The organism is Romboutsia lituseburensis DSM 797, assembly GCF_900103615.1.
GTDB classification, from domain to species: domain Bacteria; phylum Bacillota; class Clostridia; order Peptostreptococcales; family Peptostreptococcaceae; genus Romboutsia_F; species Romboutsia_F lituseburensis.
Map to the genome: position 1 here is coordinate 131,453 of NZ_FNGW01000006.1, position 20,673 is coordinate 152,125.

The following is a 20,673-nucleotide window of genomic DNA, read 5'->3' on the forward strand; positions in this document are numbered from 1 at the left end:
TAAAAAGGATGCCTAAATAATAAATATTATCTAGACATCCTTTTTATTTTAATAATAAATTCCTTTTTCGAAGAAATCTTTTATTTCATCTAAATTATTTGTTTTGCCTAAAGCTAACATTAATTTTATTCTAGCTTTTTGACCAGGTAAGTCACCACCGAATATACATCCGATGTTTCTTAAATCCCTACCAGAACCTAAATATCCATAACTATCAAATACTCTACCAGAGTGGCATCTAGACACTATAACAACAGGTATATTGTTTTCTCTAGCATACTTAACTCCTTGATACATTTGAGGTGGTATATTACCTCTACCCATAGCTTCTATGACAATTCCTTTATAACTATTGTCTGTAGCAAATTTTATAAATTCAGCATCCATTCCGACACCTGATTTTAATAAAGCTACTTTTGATTCTACTATATCAGTATCAATTATAGTTCTTGATCCAGTATTTTTAGATAACACTAGTTCATTACAATCTATTATACCTAGAGGACCTGATCCTAATGCTTGGAATGTATTTAATGCTAAAGTATTTGTTTTTGTAGCTTCTGAAGCTAACATTACTTCATTATTTAAAACAACTAACACACCTTTTCCCATAGCATCATCAGAAATTGCAGTACAAACTGCAGCAGAAAGGTTACTTGGACCATCATATCCAAGCTCTGAACTACTTCTCATAGCTCCAGTAACTATTACAGGTTTTATGCTAGTTATAGTTAAATCTAAGAAATAAGCTGTTTCTTCTAAACTATCTGTACCGTGAGTTATTACAACTCCAGAAATATCTTCTCTTACAAGTAAATTATTTACATAATCTTTTAACTCCATCATTCTTTCTGGAGTTATATGAGGTCCTGGTATTTCATCAAAATTAAGAACTTCTACCTCAGCAACTTTATCAATATTGGTAACCATCGACATTATTTGTTCACCTGATAATGTTGGAATAGCTGCACCAACTTTTTCATCTACAGTCATAGATATAGTTCCACCTGTGAAAACTATAGCCACTTTTTTCTTTTTAGCCATATGCACTGCCTCCTTTAAAACATTTTAATATATTATAATTAGATTATATCAAAAAAAATATATATAGGTCTATTATGTGAATGTTAAAATAAAAAAATAGTGATTTATTTAAAGAAAATTTTTATAAAAATGCATAAAAAAAAGAGCTCGGGGAAGCTCTTTTTTTTTGTTAAGTTGACTTCCGTTGACAACTTAACTAATGGATATAAAGTCTATCCGTTCAAAAGGGGTATTGGGAATAGAGATTTTAATTAAGGTTATCAGGGGGATAACCATGTATTAATAATAACAAAATTCGACAGAAAAATCAATAGTTTTCAAAAAAATCTATTAAAATATTTTTTTAGCGTATAAAATCAACATTAGTCGAATTATATATATTATTAACTTATAAATTTATACAAAAAAATAAAACCTACTTCGATATCCGATCATGAAGTAGGCTATAAATGAATAAAAATATTCATTTAAAGGGGTATTGGGAATAGAGATTTTACTAAGGTTATCAGGGGGATAACCATAAGTAAATAATATCAAAATTCGACAGTAAAATCAATAGATTATTACAAAAAATATTGTAAAAATTTACAATTCTACAAAAAAGTATATAATAAACGTTTTCATAAATTTCATTCTTTTTATCATTATATTTTAAGTAACGGATGGGGTAGTTGATGATAGGATTCAGGCGACTTTTTATTACAAAAAAATATATATTTACTAATATTAGGGATTAAATATTAAAAAAAAATACAAATAGTGATATAATAAAAGGATGTGAGTTTAAAATCTAAAGCATTGAAAAATAAAGGTTATAATAACTATTTACCTTATATTTACACTTATTTATAATAAATATTTTATTATATTTGATAAATAAGATATAAATTTGGAAACAATAAATAAAAGTGATTTTATTAAAAATAAGAAAATTTGATAATTAATTTATATAAATTTATATATTAAATAGAAAGCGGTGAGGTATATGGATATATATTTAGATAATAGTGCGACTACAAAACCATATAAAGAAGTAATTGATAAAATGGTATATGCATTAAGCACGGATTATGCTAACCCATCTTCATTACATAGAAAAGGTATTGAAGTAGAAAAAAATATAAAGAATATAAGACAAAGTATAGCTAGAACTTTAGGTGCAAAGGATAAAGAAATATATTTTACATCTGGAGGAACTGAAGCAAATAACGCTATAATAAGAGGGGTTGCAAATTTACATAAAAAAAGAAAAAATCACATAATATCAACAGTTATAGAGCACCCATCTGTTTTAAATACATTAAAAGACTTAGAAGAAGATGGATTTGAAGTAACATATTTACCTGTAGATACTACTGGAAAAATAGATATAGAAGCGTTTAAACAGGCTATAAAACCTTCTACATGCTTAGTAAGTATAATGCATGTAAATAATGAAGTAGGATCAATACAACCAATTCAGGAAATAGGAAAGTATTTAAAATCTTTAAATGATAAAGTTTATCTACATATAGATGCAGTTCAGTCGTATTCTAAGATAAATTTCAAACCATCAAGATATAATATAGATTTTATGAGTGTAAGTGGACACAAGTTCCACGGTCCAAAAGGAATTGGATTTATGTATATAAAAGAAAATAACAGATTAAAACCTATACTAACAGGTGGTGGTCAAGAAATAGGTATAAGATCTGGTACAGAAAATACACCTGGTATATATGGATTAGGTGAAGCTGTAAGTATTATAAATAAAGATTTAAATTCTACTATAGATAAGATAAACTCATTAAAAAACTCATTAAAAGATGAGATAGAAAGAAATATAGATGATATAAAAATAAATTCTCCAGAAGATGGAGTTTGTCACATATTAAATGTATCTTTCAGAGGAGTAAAAGGAGAGGTTTTACTTCATTATTTAGAACAAAAAGGTATATATGTTTCAACTGGGTCTGCATGTTCATCAAAGAAAAAAGGAAGTCATGTACTAAATGAAATGAACTTAGCTCCTGTAGAAATAGAAGGCGCTATAAGATTTAGTTTATCAGATTTAAATACTGAAGAAGATATTAAATCTGTTATTCCAGTTTTAGTTGAATCAGTAAATGATTTAAGGATGATAATGAAAAGACGTTAAAATGATTAAAAATAATTTAAATAAAATAAAAACAAGAGGTGAGACAATTGTACAATACATTAATCGTTAAGTATGGAGAAATTGGAGTTAAAGGAAAGAATAGATATATATTTGAAAATAAATTAATAAAAAATATTAAAAATATATTAAAACCTTTAGGTGATTTTAAGGTATACAAAGAATTCGGAAGAATATATGTAGATCTAGAAGATTATGATTATGAAGAAGTAATAGAAGAAGTTAAAAAAGTATTTGGTATAGTTGGTGTTTGTCCAGCTGTTAGAGCTGAAAAAGACTACAATAAATTAAAAGAATTAGCACTTCAAATGTTAGAAGAAAAAATACAAGAAGGTGCTAAATCATTTAAGGTTGAAAGTAGAAGAGGAGATAAAAGTCTTGAACTAACTTCTCAAGAGATGAGTTTAGATATAGGTGGATACTTAGTATCTCAAGTAAAAGATAGAATAGCTGTTGATGTTAGAAATCCAGAGGTTAAGATAAAATGTGAATATAGACAAACACATGTAATGGCATATAGTGATACTGTAGCTGGATATGGAGGATTACCTTTAGGAACTAATGGTAGAGCTATGTCTCTTTTATCAGGAGGAATTGATAGTCCAGTAGCATCTTGGATGGTAGCAAAAAGAGGTATGGATTTAGAATGTATACACTTCCACAGTTATCCGTTTACAAGTGAAAAGTCACAAGAGAAAGTAAAGGATTTAGGTAAAATATTAGCTAAGTATTGTGGTAGAGTAAGATTACACAAGGTTAATATATTAGAAATACAAAAAGCTATAGGTTTAAGCTGTAAAGAAGAAGAGATGACAATAATATCAAGAAGATTTATGATGCAAATAGCTGAAAGAGTTGCAGAAAAGAGACATTGTGATGCTTTAGTAACTGGAGAGAGTATCGGACAAGTTGCTTCTCAAACAATACAAGGATTAACTTGTACAAATGCTTCAGTAAGCATACCAGTATTTAGACCACTTATAGCTATGGATAAAACTGAAATAGTAGATATAGCTCAAAAGATAGGAACTTTTGAAACATCTATATTACCAGAAGAAGATTGTTGTACAGTATTCTCTCCAAAGAAACCTGTTACAAAGCCTAAGTTAGATAGAATAGAAATGTCTGAACGTAAATTAGATGTTGAAAAATTAATACAAGATGCTATAGATAATATAGAAGTAGAAGATTTAGAATTTTAATTAAATATATATATAAAATAAAAAAGCCCCTGAGGGCTTTTTTATTTTATATATTAAAAACTCAAAATGAATTTAAAAAGGGCGTAATTAAATTTATTTGTTAAATACTTTAACACCGAATTTTTCTATTATTTGTTTAGCTTTTTCAATATCTTCACTAGTAGCATCTGGAGTATCTTTTAATTGATAATCAATACCCATGTTTTCCCACTTATGAACACCTAGTGTATGGTAAGGTAATAACTCTAGTCTGTCTACATTGTTAAGTGTTGAAACGAATTGACCTATTTTTTCTAAGTTTTCAACATCATCTGTAATCCCAGGTACAAGAACGTGTCTTATCCAAACTGGTATATTTCTTTCGTCTAAATGTTTAGCAAGTTTTAATGTTTTCTCAATTCCAACACCAACTAAATCTTTTGATTTTTCCTCAACCATATGTTTTAAGTCAAGTAAAACAAGATCTGTATTATCTAGTATAGGATCTACAGTTTCTATATCAACAAATCCTGATGTATCTAAACAAGTGTGTATATTATTTTTCTTAGCTTTAGCAAATAATTCTGTTAAGAATTCTGGTTGTAGTGTAGCTTCTCCACCTGATGCAGTTATACCACCACCAGAGAATTTCATATATGAAGAATACTTAAGTGCTTGATTTATTATTTCATCTGTAGTGTATTCTTTCCCACCTTTAGCATCCCATGTGTCTCTGTTATGACAATATTTACATCTTAATGGACATCCTTGCATAAATAATATAAATCTTATTCCTGGTCCATCTACTGTACCAAATGTTTCTATTGAATGAATTCTTCCTTTAACCATTATAGTCACCTCATAAGTTGATTTTAAATTTAAGTTTATTTTTATGTGTAATATACTGTATACAAAAATCCTTTATAAATATATTATAGAATATTATATATTTAAAGTCTATAACAAACGTTTATGTAATCTTTACTATATTTATATTATACCCAGAAAATATATGTTAAAACATAATATGATTATAATCAATATATCGGATTGTATATAGTTTAAATGCATTAATTAATTTTATTTAAAGAGAGAAGGGGAGAGTTAATTATAAAAAAAAGAGTGTAAGTTGATGAGACTTACACTCTGAAAAATTATATACTTTGATTTGTGACAATTGTATAAACTGTCGATGTAAGAAATTAGATGTTATAATTAAGCCATTTTTCCGTGGAATGTTCTGTTTATAACGTCCATTTGTTGTTCTCTAGTTAACTTGATGAAGTTTACAGCGTATCCTGAAACTCTTATAGTTAATTGAGGGTATTTTTCTGGATGTTCCATAGCATCTTCTAAAGTAGCTCTATCAAATACGTTAACGTTTAAGTGATGAGCTCCATCTCCGAAGTATCCATCCATCATTGCTGATAAGTTTTGAACTCTTTCAGTCATATCTTTTCCTAAAGCACCTGGTACTATAGAGAATGTGTTAGATATACCATCTTGAGAATGTTCATATGGTAATTTAGCAACTGAAGATAATGAAGCTAAAGCTCCGCTGTTATCTCTTCCGTGCATTGGGTTAGCACCTGGAGCAAATGGTTGTCCAGCTCTTCTACCATCAGGAGTATTACCAGTCTTCTTACCGTAAACTACGTTAGAAGTTATTGTTAATATTGATTGAGTATGAACAGAATCTCTGTAAGTTTTGTTCTTTCTTATTTTGTTCATGAAGTTTTCAACTAAGTCGCAAGCTATTTGGTCAACTCTATCATCGTTGTTTCCGTACATTGGGTAATCCCCTTCGATTTCGAAGTCAACAGCTACTCCTTGTTCATTTCTTATAGCTTTAACTTTAGCATGTTTTATAGCAGATAATGAGTCAGCACATACTGATAATCCAGCTATACCACAAGCCATAGTTCTGTATACGTCTCTATCATGTAATGCCATTTCTAATGCTTCATAAGAGTACTTATCATGCATGTAGTGGATTACGTTTAATGTATTTACATATAAGTTAGCTAACCAATCAGTGAATGGTTCAAACTTAGCCATTACTTCATCGTAATCTAAGTATTCTGAAGTTATTGGCTCGAATCTAGGTCCAACTTGAGCTAATGATTTTTCATCAACACCACCATTTATAGCGTATAATAAAGTCTTAGCCATGTTTACTCTAGCTCCGAAGAATTGCATTTGCTTACCTATTCTCATTGCAGATACACAACAAGCTATACCGTAGTCATCTCCCCAGTATGGTCTCATTAAGTCGTCGTTCTCATATTGAACTGAACTTGTATCTATAGATACTTTTGAACAGAAGTTTTTGAATCCTTCTGGTAATTGAGTAGACCATAATACAGTTAAGTTTGGTTCTGGAGATGGTCCAAGAGTATAAAGAGTATTTAAAACTCTGAATGAGTTCTTAGTTACTAATGTTCTACCATCTATTCCCATACCACCGATTGACTCAGTTACCCAAGTTGGGTCACCAGAGAATAAATCATTGTATTCTGGAGTTCTTAAGAATTTAACCATTCTTAACTTCATAACGAAGTGGTCCATTATTTCTTGAACTTCTTCTTCAGTTATAGTACCAGCAGCTAAATCTCTTTCGAAGTATATATCTAAGAAAGTAGAAGTTCTACCTAATGACATTGCAGCTCCGTTTTGATCTTTTATAGCTCCTAAGTATCCGAAGTATAACCATTGAACAGCTTCTTTAGAGTTAGTAGCTGGCTTAGATATATCGAATCCGTAAGTAGCAGCCATTTTCTTTAATTCATTTAAAGCTTTTATTTGATCAGCTATTTCTTCTCTTAATCTTATAACGCCTTCATCCATAGTAGAAACGTCTAAAGTATCTTTTTGGTTGTTTTTATCTTCTATTAATTTATCAACACCGTATAAAGCAACTCTTCTGTAGTCTCCTATTATTCTACCTCTTCCGTAAGCATCAGGTAATCCAGTTACTATACCAGATTTTCTAACAGCTCTCATTTCAGCAGTATAAGCATCGAATACACCTTGGTTATGAGTTTTTCTGTACTTAGTGAATATTTCGCTTATTTCAGGATCACATTCGTATCCGTAAGCTTTACAAGAGTTTTCAACCATTTTTATACCACCGAATGGCATTACAGCTCTTTTTAATGGAGCATCAGTTTGGAAACCAACTATTGTTTCTAATTCTTTGTCTAAGTATCCTGGTCCATATGCATTTATTAAAGATACAGTTTTTGTATCAACATCTAGAGTTCCACCATTGTCTCTTTCTTTTTTGAAAAGAGCCATAGCTTCGTCCCATAATTTTTTAGTGTTTTCAGTAGCTCCAGCTAAGAAAGAATCATTTCCTTCGTATGGAGTGTAGTTTGCTTGGATGAACCCTCTAACATCTATTTCTTTAGTCCATCTACCTTCTTTAAATCCTTGCCATGCATTCATGTGAATAGCCTCCTTAGTTAAGTCAGGTTTAGTTTTTGTAAAAAGTTAATTTGTTTTAATTTATATATAAAATCTAGCTAGATATTTTTTAAACAATATAAGCATAACATAAAAATAGTATTTTGTATACAAAATTTGTTATGAAATTGTCGATTTTTAGATAACTGACTTTTATTTTAATATCTTATAGTACATAAATACCCAGTTATAGCTAATATAAAACATAAAGAATAAAAAAATTTAAATATTAAAAATTAAACTCTTAGCATAGTATGTACATATTCTGAATATCTATTTATATAAGGAAGGGGTGAATTTATGTTAATAGTAGTATTTCTATTTTTACTTGGTTTTATACTAATAACTAAAGGCGCGGATATATTTATAAACTATACTGTTATAATAGGTAAAAAAACAAATATATCTGAATTAATATTAGGTGCTACAATAGTAAGTTTTGCAACAACATTGCCTGAATTAACAGTATCTTTATTTGCATCCTTAGAAGGGCATACAACAATGAGTTTAGGTAATGCAGTAGGATCGATTATTTGTAATACAGGATTGGTTTTAGGATTGGTAGGGCTTATAAGTCCATTTAAAGTAGATAAGAGTATGTTTTTTTCAAAATCAGTTTTATTATTAATTTCTGTAATTTTATTAATTGTATTTGGGCTAGATGGAAAGATAACTAAAAATGATGGTCTAATGCTTTTAATAATGCTAGCTATATATATGTACACAAATTACAAAAGTGTAGCAGATGAAAATAAAAAGATATCTAAATCTTCTAGAAAAAAAGAAAATACAAATGTATCTGAGCTTATATGCATAGGTATATTTTTTGTTTTAGGTTTAATAATGATGGTAGTTGGTTCAAGATTGCTAGTAGATAATGGTGTTAAAATAGCACAAGTAATAGGGATACCTCAAGGTGTTATAAGCTTAACTGTAATAGCTTTAGGAACATCTTTGCCAGAATTAGTATCATCTATAACTGCAATAAAGAAGAAACATCATGCTATATCAGTAGGAAATGTATTAGGAGCTAACATATTAAACATTGTATCGGTAATAGGTATATCTGCTATTCCGAATAATATACCTATACTATCACAAACAATGAAAATAGATTTTCCTTTTATGATAGTATTATTACTTGTATTAATATTGCCTACTATTAAAAAGGATAGAATTTATAGATGGCAAGGGCTATTAATGTTACTCATTTATTTTACATATATAACTACAATGTACTTAATGTATATTGTTACATAATAAATTATTTAAGTTTATATCGTCGTGAATATTCTCTATATATAAGGGACAAAATACTAATTGCATATTATCTGAAATAAATATATAATAGAAAAGTTAAGATAAACTGATAACGGAAAGGAAATAATATATGAATATAATGAAATTTGAAGATTTACAAATAAACGACGATATAAAAAAAGCTATAGCGGACATGGGGTTTGAAGAGCCATCTCCGATACAATCACAATCAATACCTGTAATATTATCTGGAAAAGATGTTATAGGACAAGCACAAACAGGAACGGGAAAAACAGCAGCATTCAGTATACCAGTATTAGAAACAGTAGATCCAGAAGACAAGAGCTTACAAGCGGTAGTTCTTTGTCCAACAAGAGAACTTGCAATACAAGTTTCTAAAGAAATAAGAAAAATAGGAAAGTATATGCACGGAATAAAAACTTTACCTATATATGGTGGTCAACCAATAGATAGACAAATAAAATCATTAAAAGGTGGAGTTCAAATAGTAATAGGTACTCCAGGGCGTGTTATAGATCATATAAACCGTAAAACATTAAAGATGGATAATGTAAAAATGGTTATATTAGATGAAGCGGATGAAATGTTAGATATGGGGTTCAGAGAAGATATAGAAACTATAATAGAGAAAACTCCAGAAGACAGACAAACAATATTCTTCTCAGCTACAATGCCAAAGGGGATACTAGATTTAACTAAAGCATACCAAAATAACCCAGAGCACATAAAGGTTGTTAGAAAAGAACTTACAGTTCCAAACATAAAGCAATATTATATAGAAACAAGATCGGCTAACAAATTAGAAGTATTATGTAGATTAGTAGATGTTTATAATCCTAAATTATCTGTTGTATTCTGCAACACTAAGAGAGGTTCTGATGAATTAGTTAGTGAGTTACAAGCTAGAGGATACTTTGCAGATGCATTACACGGGGATTTAAAGCAGACTCAAAGAGATATAGTAATGGATAAGTTTAGAAGTGGAACAATAGATATATTAGTAGCTACAGATGTTGCAGCTAGAGGTATAGATGTTGATGATGTTGAAGCAGTATTTAACTATGATTTACCACAAGATGAAGAATACTATGTTCATAGAATAGGAAGAACTGGTAGAGCAGGTAGAAATGGTATATCTTTCAGTTTCGTATTTGGAAAAGAAATGAGAAAGATGAGAGATATAGAAAAATATACTAAAACTAAATTAGTTAAACATGATATACCATCAATAGCAGACGTTGAAGAAAAGAAAGTAAGTGCATTCTTCAAAGAAGTTAAGACTGTTATAGATGAAGGTCATTTAGCTAAGCAATTACAATGGATAGAAAGTTTCTGCCAAGAAGCAGAAGAAGATTACAGCTCAATGGACGTAGCAGCTGCACTTCTAAAGTTAGCTTTAGGTGAAGAAAAACAAGAAATAATCGAAGAAAAGCCAAGAGAGCGTACTAGAGAAAGAAGAGAAGGTCGTTCAAAAGGAACTACTGGAGCTCAAGAAGGAATGGTAAGATTATTTATAAATGTTGGTAGAAATCAAAGAGTTCAAGCTAAAGATATAGTTGGAGCTATAGCTGGTGAAGCTGGAATACCAGGTAAATTAGTTGGAACTATAGATATATATGATAAATATACTTTCGTTGAAGTACCTAAGCAAAATGCTAAGAAAGTACTAGAAAAAATGAAAGATATAAAAATAAAAGGTAACAAAATAAACATAGAACAAGCTAACAGAAAAAAGAAATAATATAAAATTAAAGCTATCTCGCATGCGAGATAGCTTTTTTTGAGCAATGGACGAAGTAGTTGGCAATATGAAGTGTAGTGCCCACCCAGTGGCTTAAGCGAAGCGAATTTTTTACGATTAAGGAAATATATTATAATAAAAAATATACATGTGACCAAATTAAATTTGATATAATACATATAATTACATAATGGAGGTATCAGCATATGAGAATACTAAGTCATGGATGTACTTTGGACTGTTTTGATTGTTGCAAATTTAACGTATATGTAAAAGATGACAAAATTATCAAAATAGAAGGGGACAAAAATCATCCATACACAAGGGGGATGATATGTAAAAAAGGAAGAGCGCACGTAACTAGACTAAATCATAAGGATAGAATATACCAGCCATTGCTTAAAGTTAATGGAGAATGGAAAGAGATAAGTTTTGAAGAAGCAATTAGTATAATGGCAGAAAAGCTAAATTACTATAAAGTAAACTACTCTTCACAGTCTGTAATGTATTATGAACAATATGGAAATGGATCAGTACTAAAAAGTATAGGAGAAATATTTTTTAACTTTTATGGTGGGGGTAGTAGAGGTAAAGGTGGACCATGCTGGAGTGCAGGAATAAAAGCTCAAAAATATGATTTTGGATATGTTAAAGGTCATGCAATAGAAGATATGCTAAATAGTAAAAGTATTTTTGTCTGGGGAAAAAATCCAGCATATACTACAATACATACAATGCAAATGATAAATAAAGCTAAGAAAAATGGATCCATCATAGTTGTTATAGACCCAATTAAAACATCTACAGCAGACAAAGCTGATTTATATGTTCAAATAAAGCCAGGAACAGATGGTGCACTAGCTATGGCTATGGCGAAAATTATAATAGAAAAAAATTTATGTGATAAAAAATATATAAAAAGTTATGTTAAGGGATTTGATGAGTATCGAAAATATTTAGACACACTAGATATAAATTATTTATTAGATGAATGTGGTGTAACATTAGACATGGTAGAAAAAATAGTCAATTTATACACTAATAAATATAGTTGTATCCACATAGGTACAGGAATGCAAAAATATACAAATGGAGGTAATACAATAAGGGCTATAAATGCATTAGGTGCTATAACAGGTCAAATTGGATTTAGTGGAGGTGGCATAAACTATGCTAATATGGTATATCCCAAAGTATTAAATTTAGATCCTTATAATAGCTCTAAGTATTGTGATAGTAGAGAGTTTTATGTTAGTGAAATAAGTGAATTCATAAATGAAACTATTGACAATAAACAACAAATACCTTTAAAGATGGCTATTATTACAAAAAGTAATTTGCTAAATCAATTACCAAATCTAAATCAATTAGAAAAGGCTATTTCAAGAATTGAATTTAAGGTATGTTTTGATATGTTTATGACAGATACAGCTAAGGCTTGTGATTTGTTTATACCTTGTACAAATACCTTAGAAAGTGAAGATATTGTATTTAGCTCAATGACGAATCCATATATAACATATAATGAAAAAGCAGTTGAACCTAAATGTAAATTAATGGATGAATACTATTTCTTTAGAGAATTAGCAAAAAAAATGAATATTAAAGAATATCCTTATGTTAGCAAAAGAGAATATTTAAACCAAATAATAAAACCTTTAAGTCAATTTTATAAAGATATAAGCTTAGAAAAAATAAAACAAGATTTTATAACTATACATAATCCTATAGCATGGGAAGGTAAAAATTTTGAAACAGATTCTAAAAAATTTGAATTATATTCTAATGAAGCTAAAAATGATGGACTAAGTCCTATACCTAAATATTATAGTATAAAGCAGGAAAATAGATTTAGAATTTTGACTAATCATTCTTCAGAAACATTATTCAGTCAACACTTTATGGATAAAAAATGTATATCTAAGGCATATATTAACTATAAAATGGCAAATATGTTAAATATAGAAAATAATGAGGTTGTAAGTCTGAGATCTAAATATGCCAAAATAGACGTTGAAATAAACATAGATAATAGTATAAGTGATTATATTATAAAAATGTATGCAGGATGGTGGAAAAAACATGGTAATCCAAACTTCTTAATAGAAGGAGGAACATCTGATATGGGGGGACAAGTAGTGTATAATGAAACCTTTGTAGACATAATAAAACAAAAGTAGTTAAATTTCACTGAAGGATAAGTATGTTGCTTACTAGAATTCATTTAGAAGTATAAGAGAGTTAAGATAACTTTTAATAAAGTAAGGGGGCATACCAATGATAAAATATTCTTTAGATAACAAAAATCTAGTAATAGAATTTATGTCTACAGAACTAGATCATCATATAACTAATGAAGTTAGAGATGAAATAGATGATATATTGATGTCAAAGTCAGTAAAAAATATAATATTTGATTTTAAAAATATCAAATTTATGGATTCATCAGGTATAGGTGTAATTATAGGAAGATATAAAAAGGTTTCCAACGAAGGTGGAAAAGTATCAGTAGTAAACGTAAATGCAAGAGTCAAAAAAATATTTAATTTATCAGGTATGAACAAGATAATAGGCATTTACGATACATATGAAGAAGTAGTAAGTTCTTTGTAAGGGGGAATATATTATGAGTAATATAATGGAAGTGAAGTTTTCTGCCAAGTCTGAAAATGAAAGTTTAGCAAGAGTTATAGTTGCATCTTTTGCAGCAAAGTTAGACCCAACAATAGATGAATTAGCAGATATAAAAACAGCAGTATCAGAAGCTGTAACAAATGCCATCATACATGGATATGATGAAGATGAGTCAAAGTTTGTATACTTAAGATGTGAAATAAATGAAAATGAAGATGAAGTAAAAATTGTAGTAGAAGATAGAGGAAATGGTATAGAAGATGTTCAAATGGCTATGCAACCACTTTATACATCAAAACCAGAGCTTGAAAGATCAGGTATGGGATTCACTGTCATGGAAAGCTTTATGGATGGTGTAACGGTAAGTTCAATAAAAAATGATGGAACAAAGATAGTAATGACAAAAAAAATAAACTTACCTAAATAAAGTCCAAAAAGAATAGAGGTTTTATTATGGGGATAACTGCAAAAAAAGAAGAAAAAAGAGCATTGCTTAGCCATGAAGAGACACTTAAATTAATAGATAAGGTACAGCATGGGGATGAAGAGGCTAAAGAAATTTTAATAGCTAATAATTTAGGATTAGTTAGAAGTGTTGTTACAAAATTTTTAAATATAGGTTATGATAGAGATGATTTATTCCAATTAGGTTCTATAGGTCTAATGAAAGCCATATATAAGTTTGATCCAAAGTTTAATGTCAAGTTTTCAACATATGCGGTACCTATGATATTAGGAGAAATTAAAAGATATCTAAGAGATGATGGTATGGTTAAAGTATCAAGATCTTTAAAACAAATAGCCATAAAAGCTAAAACAACTAGTGAAATATTAACCAAAAGGTTAGGAAGAGAGCCTAGCATTGAAGAGCTAGCTAAAGAACTTGATGTAGAAAAAGAAGATTTAGTAATGGCTATGGAATCAAATTTTTCAGTAGAATACTTACATGGAGTAATACATGAAGAAGAAGGAAATCCGATATGCTTAATAGACAAAATAAGTATGAAGGGTGAAAGTGAAGAAGAAAAGGTAATAGATAATTTACTTTTAAAAGAGGTATTGGGAAAATTAGAAAAAAGAGAAAGACAGATAATAATGTTGAGATATTTTGAAGATAAAACTCAAAGTGAAATAGGAGAATTACTAAATATATCTCAAGTTCAAGTATCAAGAATAGAGAAAAAAGTATTATCAAAGTTAAAATCATATATTAGTTAAATTAAAATAAGCCATGAATTTACTTAGTATAAATCTAATTAAATTTTATGGTTTATTTTTTTGTATTAAACAAATAATAACAAAGAAGGAGGGATTATAAATGGAAGATATTTACTTAATACCTAAAAAAATAACCCCTTTTAATATTACTAAAACTAATATCTATTTAGAGGATATATACTCTATATATCCAAAAGAGTATGAAAATGAAATAAAAAAAATCCCCCTAAGAAATTATAAAAATAATACTTCTAAGTATGACGTAATACATTTAGGTGAAATAATAGAAGCTGTTAATAATAAGCATTTAAACTTACGTCTTAATTTTTTAAATCCAGATGATGTAATAATTTTTTTTGATGACTTAAAAGTAGATAAGACAAAATACCTAAGAGTATTTATAGTTTCAATAGTCGTATTAATGGGATCTATAATGGGGATAATGAATTTTCATGCAGATGTAAATATGGCACAGTCTCAATTTATGATGGTAAATGCAATTACTAAAGATGCTAAATTATACTTACCTTATTTCCAGCTACCATATTCAATAGGAATAGGTATTGGTGTGGCTGTGTTTTTTAACAAATTTATACCTACGTATTCTAAGGGAGAGCCTAGCCCTCTAGACTTAAAAATGATTTCTTTGAATAAAGAAATCGAAAATCAACTAAGAAAGAAATAATGAGGTATGGTGTGAAAGCATTTTTAATTTTATTTGGAGTTTCATCAGGAATAATGGTAGGAGCAGGTGTAGTTGCTTTATTAATATTAATTGGTATTATACCTAGAATGGCTCAAGTTAGTAAAACAAAAGAATATATAAATGTATATGAATGTTTATTAGTGGTAGGTACATTACTAGGTGGATTTATATCTATCCAAAGTATACATTTTAATTTAGGCAAAATTGGAGTAGTTGTCTTTGGATTAGCCTATGGCGTTTTTGTTGGTTTTTTAAGTTCAGGTCTTACAGAAGTATTAGATTATATACCGGTAGTATCTAGAAGACTTAAAATTCCTACAATGTGTTTAAAATATATAATAATATCTATGCTTATTGGAAAAGTAGTAGGATCATTCATAGGATGGCAAATAATACAAGGAGGATAGCTATGGATAAAAAAAAGTATAAACAATATGTAGATGAAATAAGTCCAAAGCCGAAATATTTGAAAAACTATACTCTTGCTTTTTTAGTAGGAGGAACTATATGTGTTATAGGACAAGGAATAAATGATGCATATATGAAATTAGCAGGTCTTGATAAAATGGCAGCAGCAACATCAACATCTATAACCTTAATATTTATAGGTGCATTTCTTACTGGTTTAGGTATTTATGACCTTATAGGTAAAAGAGCAGGAGCTGGATCTATTATTCCAATCACTGGATTTGCAAACTCTATAGTGTCTCCAGCCATGGAATATAAAAGAGAAGGTTATGTTTTAGGGGTAGGTGCAAATTTATTTAAAGTTGCAGGACCTGTATTAGTTTATGGTATAGGCTCATCAATCTTATGTGGATTTTTTTATTATATTTTTACTCTTGTAAAGTAGGATGGTGAAGAGATGTCAACTAAAAGGATAGGAAATAGAACAGTTAAATTACAAAATGGGCCGACTATAATATCTGCGGCATCTGTAGTAGGACCTAAAGAAGGCAAAGGTCCTAAGTCAGAGTATTTTGATTTAATATTAGATGATGATTTATATGGTGAGAAATCATGGGAGTTATCGGAAAGTAAAATGGTTCAAACTGCTATGAAAAAAGCAGCAGAAAAAGCAGGAAAAAAATTAGAAGATATAAACTACTTGATAGGTGGAGATTTAATAAATCAATTATTCCCAGCTTCTTTTGCGGCTAGAGAACTTCAAATTCCGTTTTTTGGAATATATGGTGCGTGTTCTACTATGGCAGAAGGTATGTGTCTAAGCTCGATGCTAATAGATGGTGGATTTGCTGATTTTATATTATCTGGAACATCTAGTCATTATTGTACAGCTGAGAGACAATTTAGATTTCCTCTAGAACTTGGAAATCAAAAGCCTATGACAGCACAGTGGACAGTTACAGGTGCAGGTAGTGTGCTTATAAGCTCAAAAGGAGAGGGTCCTAAAGTTAAGTTTTTAACTGTAGGAAAAGTTATAGACAAAGGTATTGATGATGGTAATAATATGGGCGCAGCAATGGCTCCAGCAGCTATTGACACAATTTATGCATATTTTAATGACACTAAGGACGATCCTAATAGCTTTGACTTAATAGCAACAGGAGACCTTGGTAAATTAGGTAAGCAAATCACAGAAGACTTGTTAAAAGAAAAAGGTATAGATATCTCTAATGTTTATACTGATTGTGGAATAGAAGTATTTGATTTAGAAGAACAAGATGTTCATTGTGGTGGAAGTGGATGTGGATGTTCAGCATCTATATTTGCAGGTTATATTTATAATAAACTAAAAAATAAAGAATTTAATAAAGTAATGTTGGTATCAACAGGAGCTTTATTATCACCAACAAGTACACTACAAAAACAAACTATACCTTGTGTTGCCCATGCTGTGGTTATAGTTAATGAGGAGTGATAAAATATGATATTAGATTATATAAAAGTATTTTTTGTAGGTGGCCTAATTTGCTTAATTGCACAAGTACTTATGGATTATTTTAAAATGCAAACTCCATATGTAATGGTTACTTATGTTACTGCTGGGGTTATTTTAACATTCTTAGGCGTATATGAGCCTATAGTAGAATTTGGTGGTTCAGGAGCAACAGTACCTATTATTGGATTTGGTTACTCTTTAGCTAAAGGTGTTATGAAGTCCATTGAGACAGATGGTTTTTTAGGTATATTTTTAGGAGGTACTACAGCTACAGCTGGAGGTATAGCAGCAGCTATAGTTTTTGGATATATAATGGCAGTTGTATTTACTCCAAAAGCTAAGCCTTAAAATTAAATAACTGTAAATTTATTATAAATATTTTAATTATATAAAAAAATGGACTATCATATTTAAGATAGTCCATTTTTGTTTATTCTGTTGGTTCCTGAGGAGGAGTTGGAGTAGTTCCGCCACCATCAGGAGGAGTTGGAGTAGTTCCACCGCCATCAGGAGGAGTTGGAGTAGTTCCACCACCATCAGGAGGAGTTGGAGTAGTTCCACCACCATCAGGAGGAGTTGGAGTAGTTCCGCCACCATCAGGAGGAGTTGGAGTAGTTCCACCACCGTCATCAGGATTAGTGTTTGTTTCTTCTTCAGGTTTCTTTTCTACCTTAGGAGCTGGATTTCTATAAGAAGAATATTTGCTAGGAGCAGTACCTTCTACAAATGCAGCGCTAGAACCACCAGAAGATCTACCACCATCTATTAAGTTTATCTTAGTAAAGTACACATTTTCTGGTACTTTAAATTTAACTGTATCTAAGTTTTCATGAACCTGTCTCATAACTTTAGCCCATAATTTAGCAGCTGTACCACTACCACCAGAAACACTTTGACGTGCTAATATTTCACCTGTATTAGGATCTCTCCTACCAGCATCATCACCAATATAAGTTGCACCAACATAATATGGAGTATAGCCAACAAACCAAACATCTAAAGATTTATTAGTTGTACCTGTCTTACCTGCAACTGGCATATCTTTAGGAAGAGATGCAGAGCCACCTATACCTTCAGTTATAACAGCTTGTAACATATCAGTTATAACATATGCTACATCAGGTTCTACAACCTTGTGTTCTTCAGGAGTATTTTTTACTATTAACTGGCCATCATAACTAGTTATAGTAGTGAATATTATAGGTTCTACATATACACCACCATTAGCTAAAGTACCATAAGCTGCAGCCATTTCAAGTGGAGATATACCTTTTGTCATACCACCTAATGTTAAGGCTGGATAAGTTCTATCATTATGACTAGGGTCAGTAGTTTTACTATCAACTAATGTACTTATTCCGAAGTTTCTTAGGTAATCTATCATTACATCAACAGTGTCTTCATAAGTTTCACCTAACATCTCTGCAGTTTTTATAGCAATAGTATTTGATGAGTAAGCAAGTGCTTTACGTAAACTCATAGTACCGCTTCCGGCAGTTGTTGTATTAGGATTCCATTTATTATTTTGTTTGAACTTATATCCACCTTTAGCATCACTAAATGCATTAGATTGAGTTATTTTTAATGTATCTATAGCAGGAGTATATACTGATAATGGTTTAATAGTTGATCCAGGTTGTTTTGGATCAGTAGCTCTATTTATACCTTTTCTTCCTGTTATATGTCTACCACCAACTAAAGCCTTTATCTGACCATTTCTATAGTCTAAAATAACCATTGAAGACTGAGGTTGTGGAATTCCCTCTCCGTTTCTCGATCCAGGGAAGTTTGAACCATTTTTATATTCTTCCTCTAATACATCTTGCATACTTGGATCAATAGTTGTATTTATTATTAATCCTCCATTATAGAACATATTATAAGCTTCATCCTTAGTATTACCTTGTTGAACTAAAGCATCTATAACTTCATATTCGATAAGATCTTCAACTGAAGATACTACAGTATCTTTTGGTTTAGGAAGTTTTATTTTTATTTGTTCTGCAACAGCCTTATCATGCTCTTCTTGAGTTATAGAACCCACTTGTAACATTTTAGCCAAAACAGTTTCTTGTCTTATTTTAGCATCTGGGTTATTTATAGCCTTTCTAACAACCATAGTACCAGATTTTAATTGTTTGTAAGTTTCTTTTGTAGGAATAAGTCCCCATGAATCTAACTTATCAACCATTTGTAATTCCATTGCACTAGGATCATCAAGTAGATCATCAGGAGTATTTATAAAGAACAATAACTTGTTTTCTACGTCTTCTTTACCTTCAGTACCCTCTAACTTTGCAGTTTTATAAGCAGAGTATCTAGTAGGGTTTTTAGTAGATCCAGCAAGTAATGCTGATTCTGCTAATGAAAGCTCACTAGCGTGTTTATCAAAATATCCTCTAGCTCCAGCTTCAGCGCCAGCAAGACCTTTACCAACGAAGAAGTTATTTAAATAAACTTCTAAAATTTCATCCTTGGTTAAAGTTTTACTCATTTCATATGCATAGTAAATATCTTTAATTTTACGAGGTATACTTTGCTCTTTAGATGTTAATAACATTTTAGATACCTGCATTGGTATTGTACTACCACCTTGCTTAGTTCCTGTTAAGGTCTTAACAACAGAACGAAGTAAACCTTTGACATCAACACCGCCATGCTCGTAGAATCTTTCATCCTCTATGGCAATAACAGCTTTTTTTAGATAATCACTCATATCATCTAAGCGTACAGGTTCCTTTTTATTAACACTAGGTGCATTGGATAAAATTTCTCCTGTAGAGTATTTAATAGTAGTTGTCTGATAAGTTTTCTTATCTAGAAGTGCTTTAGTAACTGGTTCAACATTTCTTAGTGAAGCAAATACTAAACCTGTCCCAGCTGCAGTTCCAACAACTAGCATAACTAAAAATACTATACCAGCAACTCTTAAGAACTTAAACTTGTCATTCTTATTGCTTGGTCGAGTACTTTTTTTCTTATTAGAAGAAGCGTTACTAGGCCTCGAAGAAGAATTACTTGTATTTGAAGTAGAACTACTATTTGGCCTCGTAGGTCGAGTACCACTTTTACGAGTAGTGCTTGAACTACTTGGTGTAGAAGATGAAGTAACTTTCTTTCTTCTAATTTTATTTTTATTCTCATTGTTATCATTACTCATTAAGCTTAACCTCCTTACTTAATGTAATATTATACCACATCTATGCATAATTTTCTAATTACATAATAAAAATGAATAGAATGTAACACTTAATATATACGTCAATGTAAAAAAAAATAGTATACATTTTTTATGGATAAAAATAGTTAACAAAATAAAAAAATAAATGGTATTAAAAATAGTAT

17 protein-coding genes are annotated in these 20,673 nt (G+C 30.0%); 13 read left to right on the forward strand and 4 right to left on the reverse strand.

Going from position 1 to position 20,673, the window contains the following annotated elements:
- Positions 1 to 48: 48 nt before the first annotated feature.
- The gene (locus BLP75_RS12795) at positions 49 to 1,044 is read right to left on the reverse strand and encodes an asparaginase (protein ID WP_092726647.1); all 996 of its coding nucleotides are present in this window, start codon (positions 1,042 to 1,044) and stop codon (positions 49 to 51) included.
- 985 nt (positions 1,045 to 2,029) lie between these two features.
- Here BLP75_RS12795 and BLP75_RS12800 point away from each other — a divergent pair.
- Complete coding sequence (locus tag BLP75_RS12800; RefSeq protein ID WP_092726648.1) at positions 2,030 to 3,181, forward strand: cysteine desulfurase family protein; 1,152 nt, start codon at positions 2,030 to 2,032, stop codon at positions 3,179 to 3,181.
- Positions 3,182 to 3,228: 47 nt separating this feature from the next.
- Positions 3,229 to 4,401, forward strand: coding sequence for a tRNA uracil 4-sulfurtransferase ThiI (gene thiI / locus BLP75_RS12805; protein WP_092726650.1), 1,173 nt, complete (start codon positions 3,229 to 3,231; stop codon positions 4,399 to 4,401).
- Between the two features lie 93 nt (positions 4,402 to 4,494).
- Here thiI and pflA read toward each other — a convergent pair whose 3' ends face one another.
- On the reverse strand, positions 4,495 to 5,229 hold the full coding sequence (gene pflA, locus BLP75_RS12810; protein WP_092726651.1) for a pyruvate formate-lyase-activating protein: 735 nt from the start codon (positions 5,227 to 5,229) through the stop codon (positions 4,495 to 4,497).
- A gap of 366 nt (positions 5,230 to 5,595) precedes the next feature.
- Positions 5,596 to 7,827 (reverse strand): formate C-acetyltransferase, encoded by a 2,232-nt coding sequence (pflB, locus tag BLP75_RS12815; RefSeq protein WP_092726653.1) that lies wholly within the window; start codon positions 7,825 to 7,827, stop codon positions 5,596 to 5,598.
- A gap of 318 nt (positions 7,828 to 8,145) precedes the next feature.
- Between pflB and BLP75_RS12820 the strand changes: the two genes are divergently transcribed.
- The 11 genes from BLP75_RS12820 to spoVAE all read left to right on the forward strand — a co-directional run bounded on the left by BLP75_RS12820 (position 8,146) and on the right by spoVAE (position 17,676).
- The gene (locus BLP75_RS12820) at positions 8,146 to 9,105 is read left to right on the forward strand and encodes a calcium/sodium antiporter (protein WP_092726654.1); all 960 of its coding nucleotides are present in this window, start codon (positions 8,146 to 8,148) and stop codon (positions 9,103 to 9,105) included.
- 130 nt (positions 9,106 to 9,235) lie between these two features.
- Positions 9,236 to 10,867: a DEAD/DEAH box helicase gene (locus BLP75_RS12825; RefSeq protein ID WP_092726655.1), complete on the forward strand. Its 1,632-nt coding sequence runs from the start codon at positions 9,236 to 9,238 to the stop codon at positions 10,865 to 10,867.
- Between the two features lie 206 nt (positions 10,868 to 11,073).
- Complete coding sequence (locus BLP75_RS12830) at positions 11,074 to 13,047, forward strand: molybdopterin-dependent oxidoreductase (RefSeq protein ID WP_092726656.1); 1,974 nt, start codon at positions 11,074 to 11,076, stop codon at positions 13,045 to 13,047.
- A gap of 97 nt (positions 13,048 to 13,144) precedes the next feature.
- The gene (gene spoIIAA, locus BLP75_RS12835) at positions 13,145 to 13,480 is read left to right on the forward strand and encodes an anti-sigma F factor antagonist (RefSeq protein WP_092726658.1); all 336 of its coding nucleotides are present in this window, start codon (positions 13,145 to 13,147) and stop codon (positions 13,478 to 13,480) included.
- 13 nt (positions 13,481 to 13,493) lie between these two features.
- A complete protein-coding gene (gene spoIIAB, locus BLP75_RS12840; RefSeq protein WP_092726660.1) occupies positions 13,494 to 13,928 on the forward strand; it encodes an anti-sigma F factor in 435 nt (144 codons plus the stop codon).
- 26 nt (positions 13,929 to 13,954) lie between these two features.
- Positions 13,955 to 14,719, forward strand: a complete 765-nt coding sequence (sigF, locus tag BLP75_RS12845; RefSeq protein WP_092726662.1) for an RNA polymerase sporulation sigma factor SigF — start codon at positions 13,955 to 13,957, stop codon at positions 14,717 to 14,719.
- A 100-nt stretch (positions 14,720 to 14,819) separates the two neighbouring features.
- Positions 14,820 to 15,404, forward strand: a complete 585-nt coding sequence (locus tag BLP75_RS12850) for a stage V sporulation protein AA (protein WP_092726664.1) — start codon at positions 14,820 to 14,822, stop codon at positions 15,402 to 15,404.
- 11 nt (positions 15,405 to 15,415) lie between these two features.
- Entirely contained in the window at positions 15,416 to 15,832 is a 417-nt protein-coding gene (locus tag BLP75_RS12855; protein WP_170139192.1) for a stage V sporulation protein AB, read from the forward strand.
- A 2-nt stretch (positions 15,833 to 15,834) separates the two neighbouring features.
- A complete protein-coding gene (gene spoVAC / locus BLP75_RS12860) occupies positions 15,835 to 16,278 on the forward strand; it encodes a stage V sporulation protein AC (RefSeq protein WP_092726667.1) in 444 nt (147 codons plus the stop codon).
- A 12-nt stretch (positions 16,279 to 16,290) separates the two neighbouring features.
- Entirely contained in the window at positions 16,291 to 17,307 is a 1,017-nt protein-coding gene (gene spoVAD, locus BLP75_RS12865; RefSeq protein WP_092726669.1) for a stage V sporulation protein AD, read from the forward strand.
- A 6-nt stretch (positions 17,308 to 17,313) separates the two neighbouring features.
- On the forward strand, positions 17,314 to 17,676 hold the full coding sequence (spoVAE, locus tag BLP75_RS12870; protein WP_092726671.1) for a stage V sporulation protein AE: 363 nt from the start codon (positions 17,314 to 17,316) through the stop codon (positions 17,674 to 17,676).
- A gap of 82 nt (positions 17,677 to 17,758) precedes the next feature.
- Here the strand turns inward: spoVAE and BLP75_RS12875 are convergent, their stop codons facing one another.
- Positions 17,759 to 20,488 carry a transglycosylase domain-containing protein gene (locus BLP75_RS12875; protein ID WP_092726672.1) on the reverse strand — a complete coding sequence of 910 codons (2,730 nt, stop codon included), beginning with the start codon at positions 20,486 to 20,488 and terminating at the stop codon, positions 17,759 to 17,761.
- Between the last annotated feature and the right edge of the window lie 185 nt (positions 20,489 to 20,673).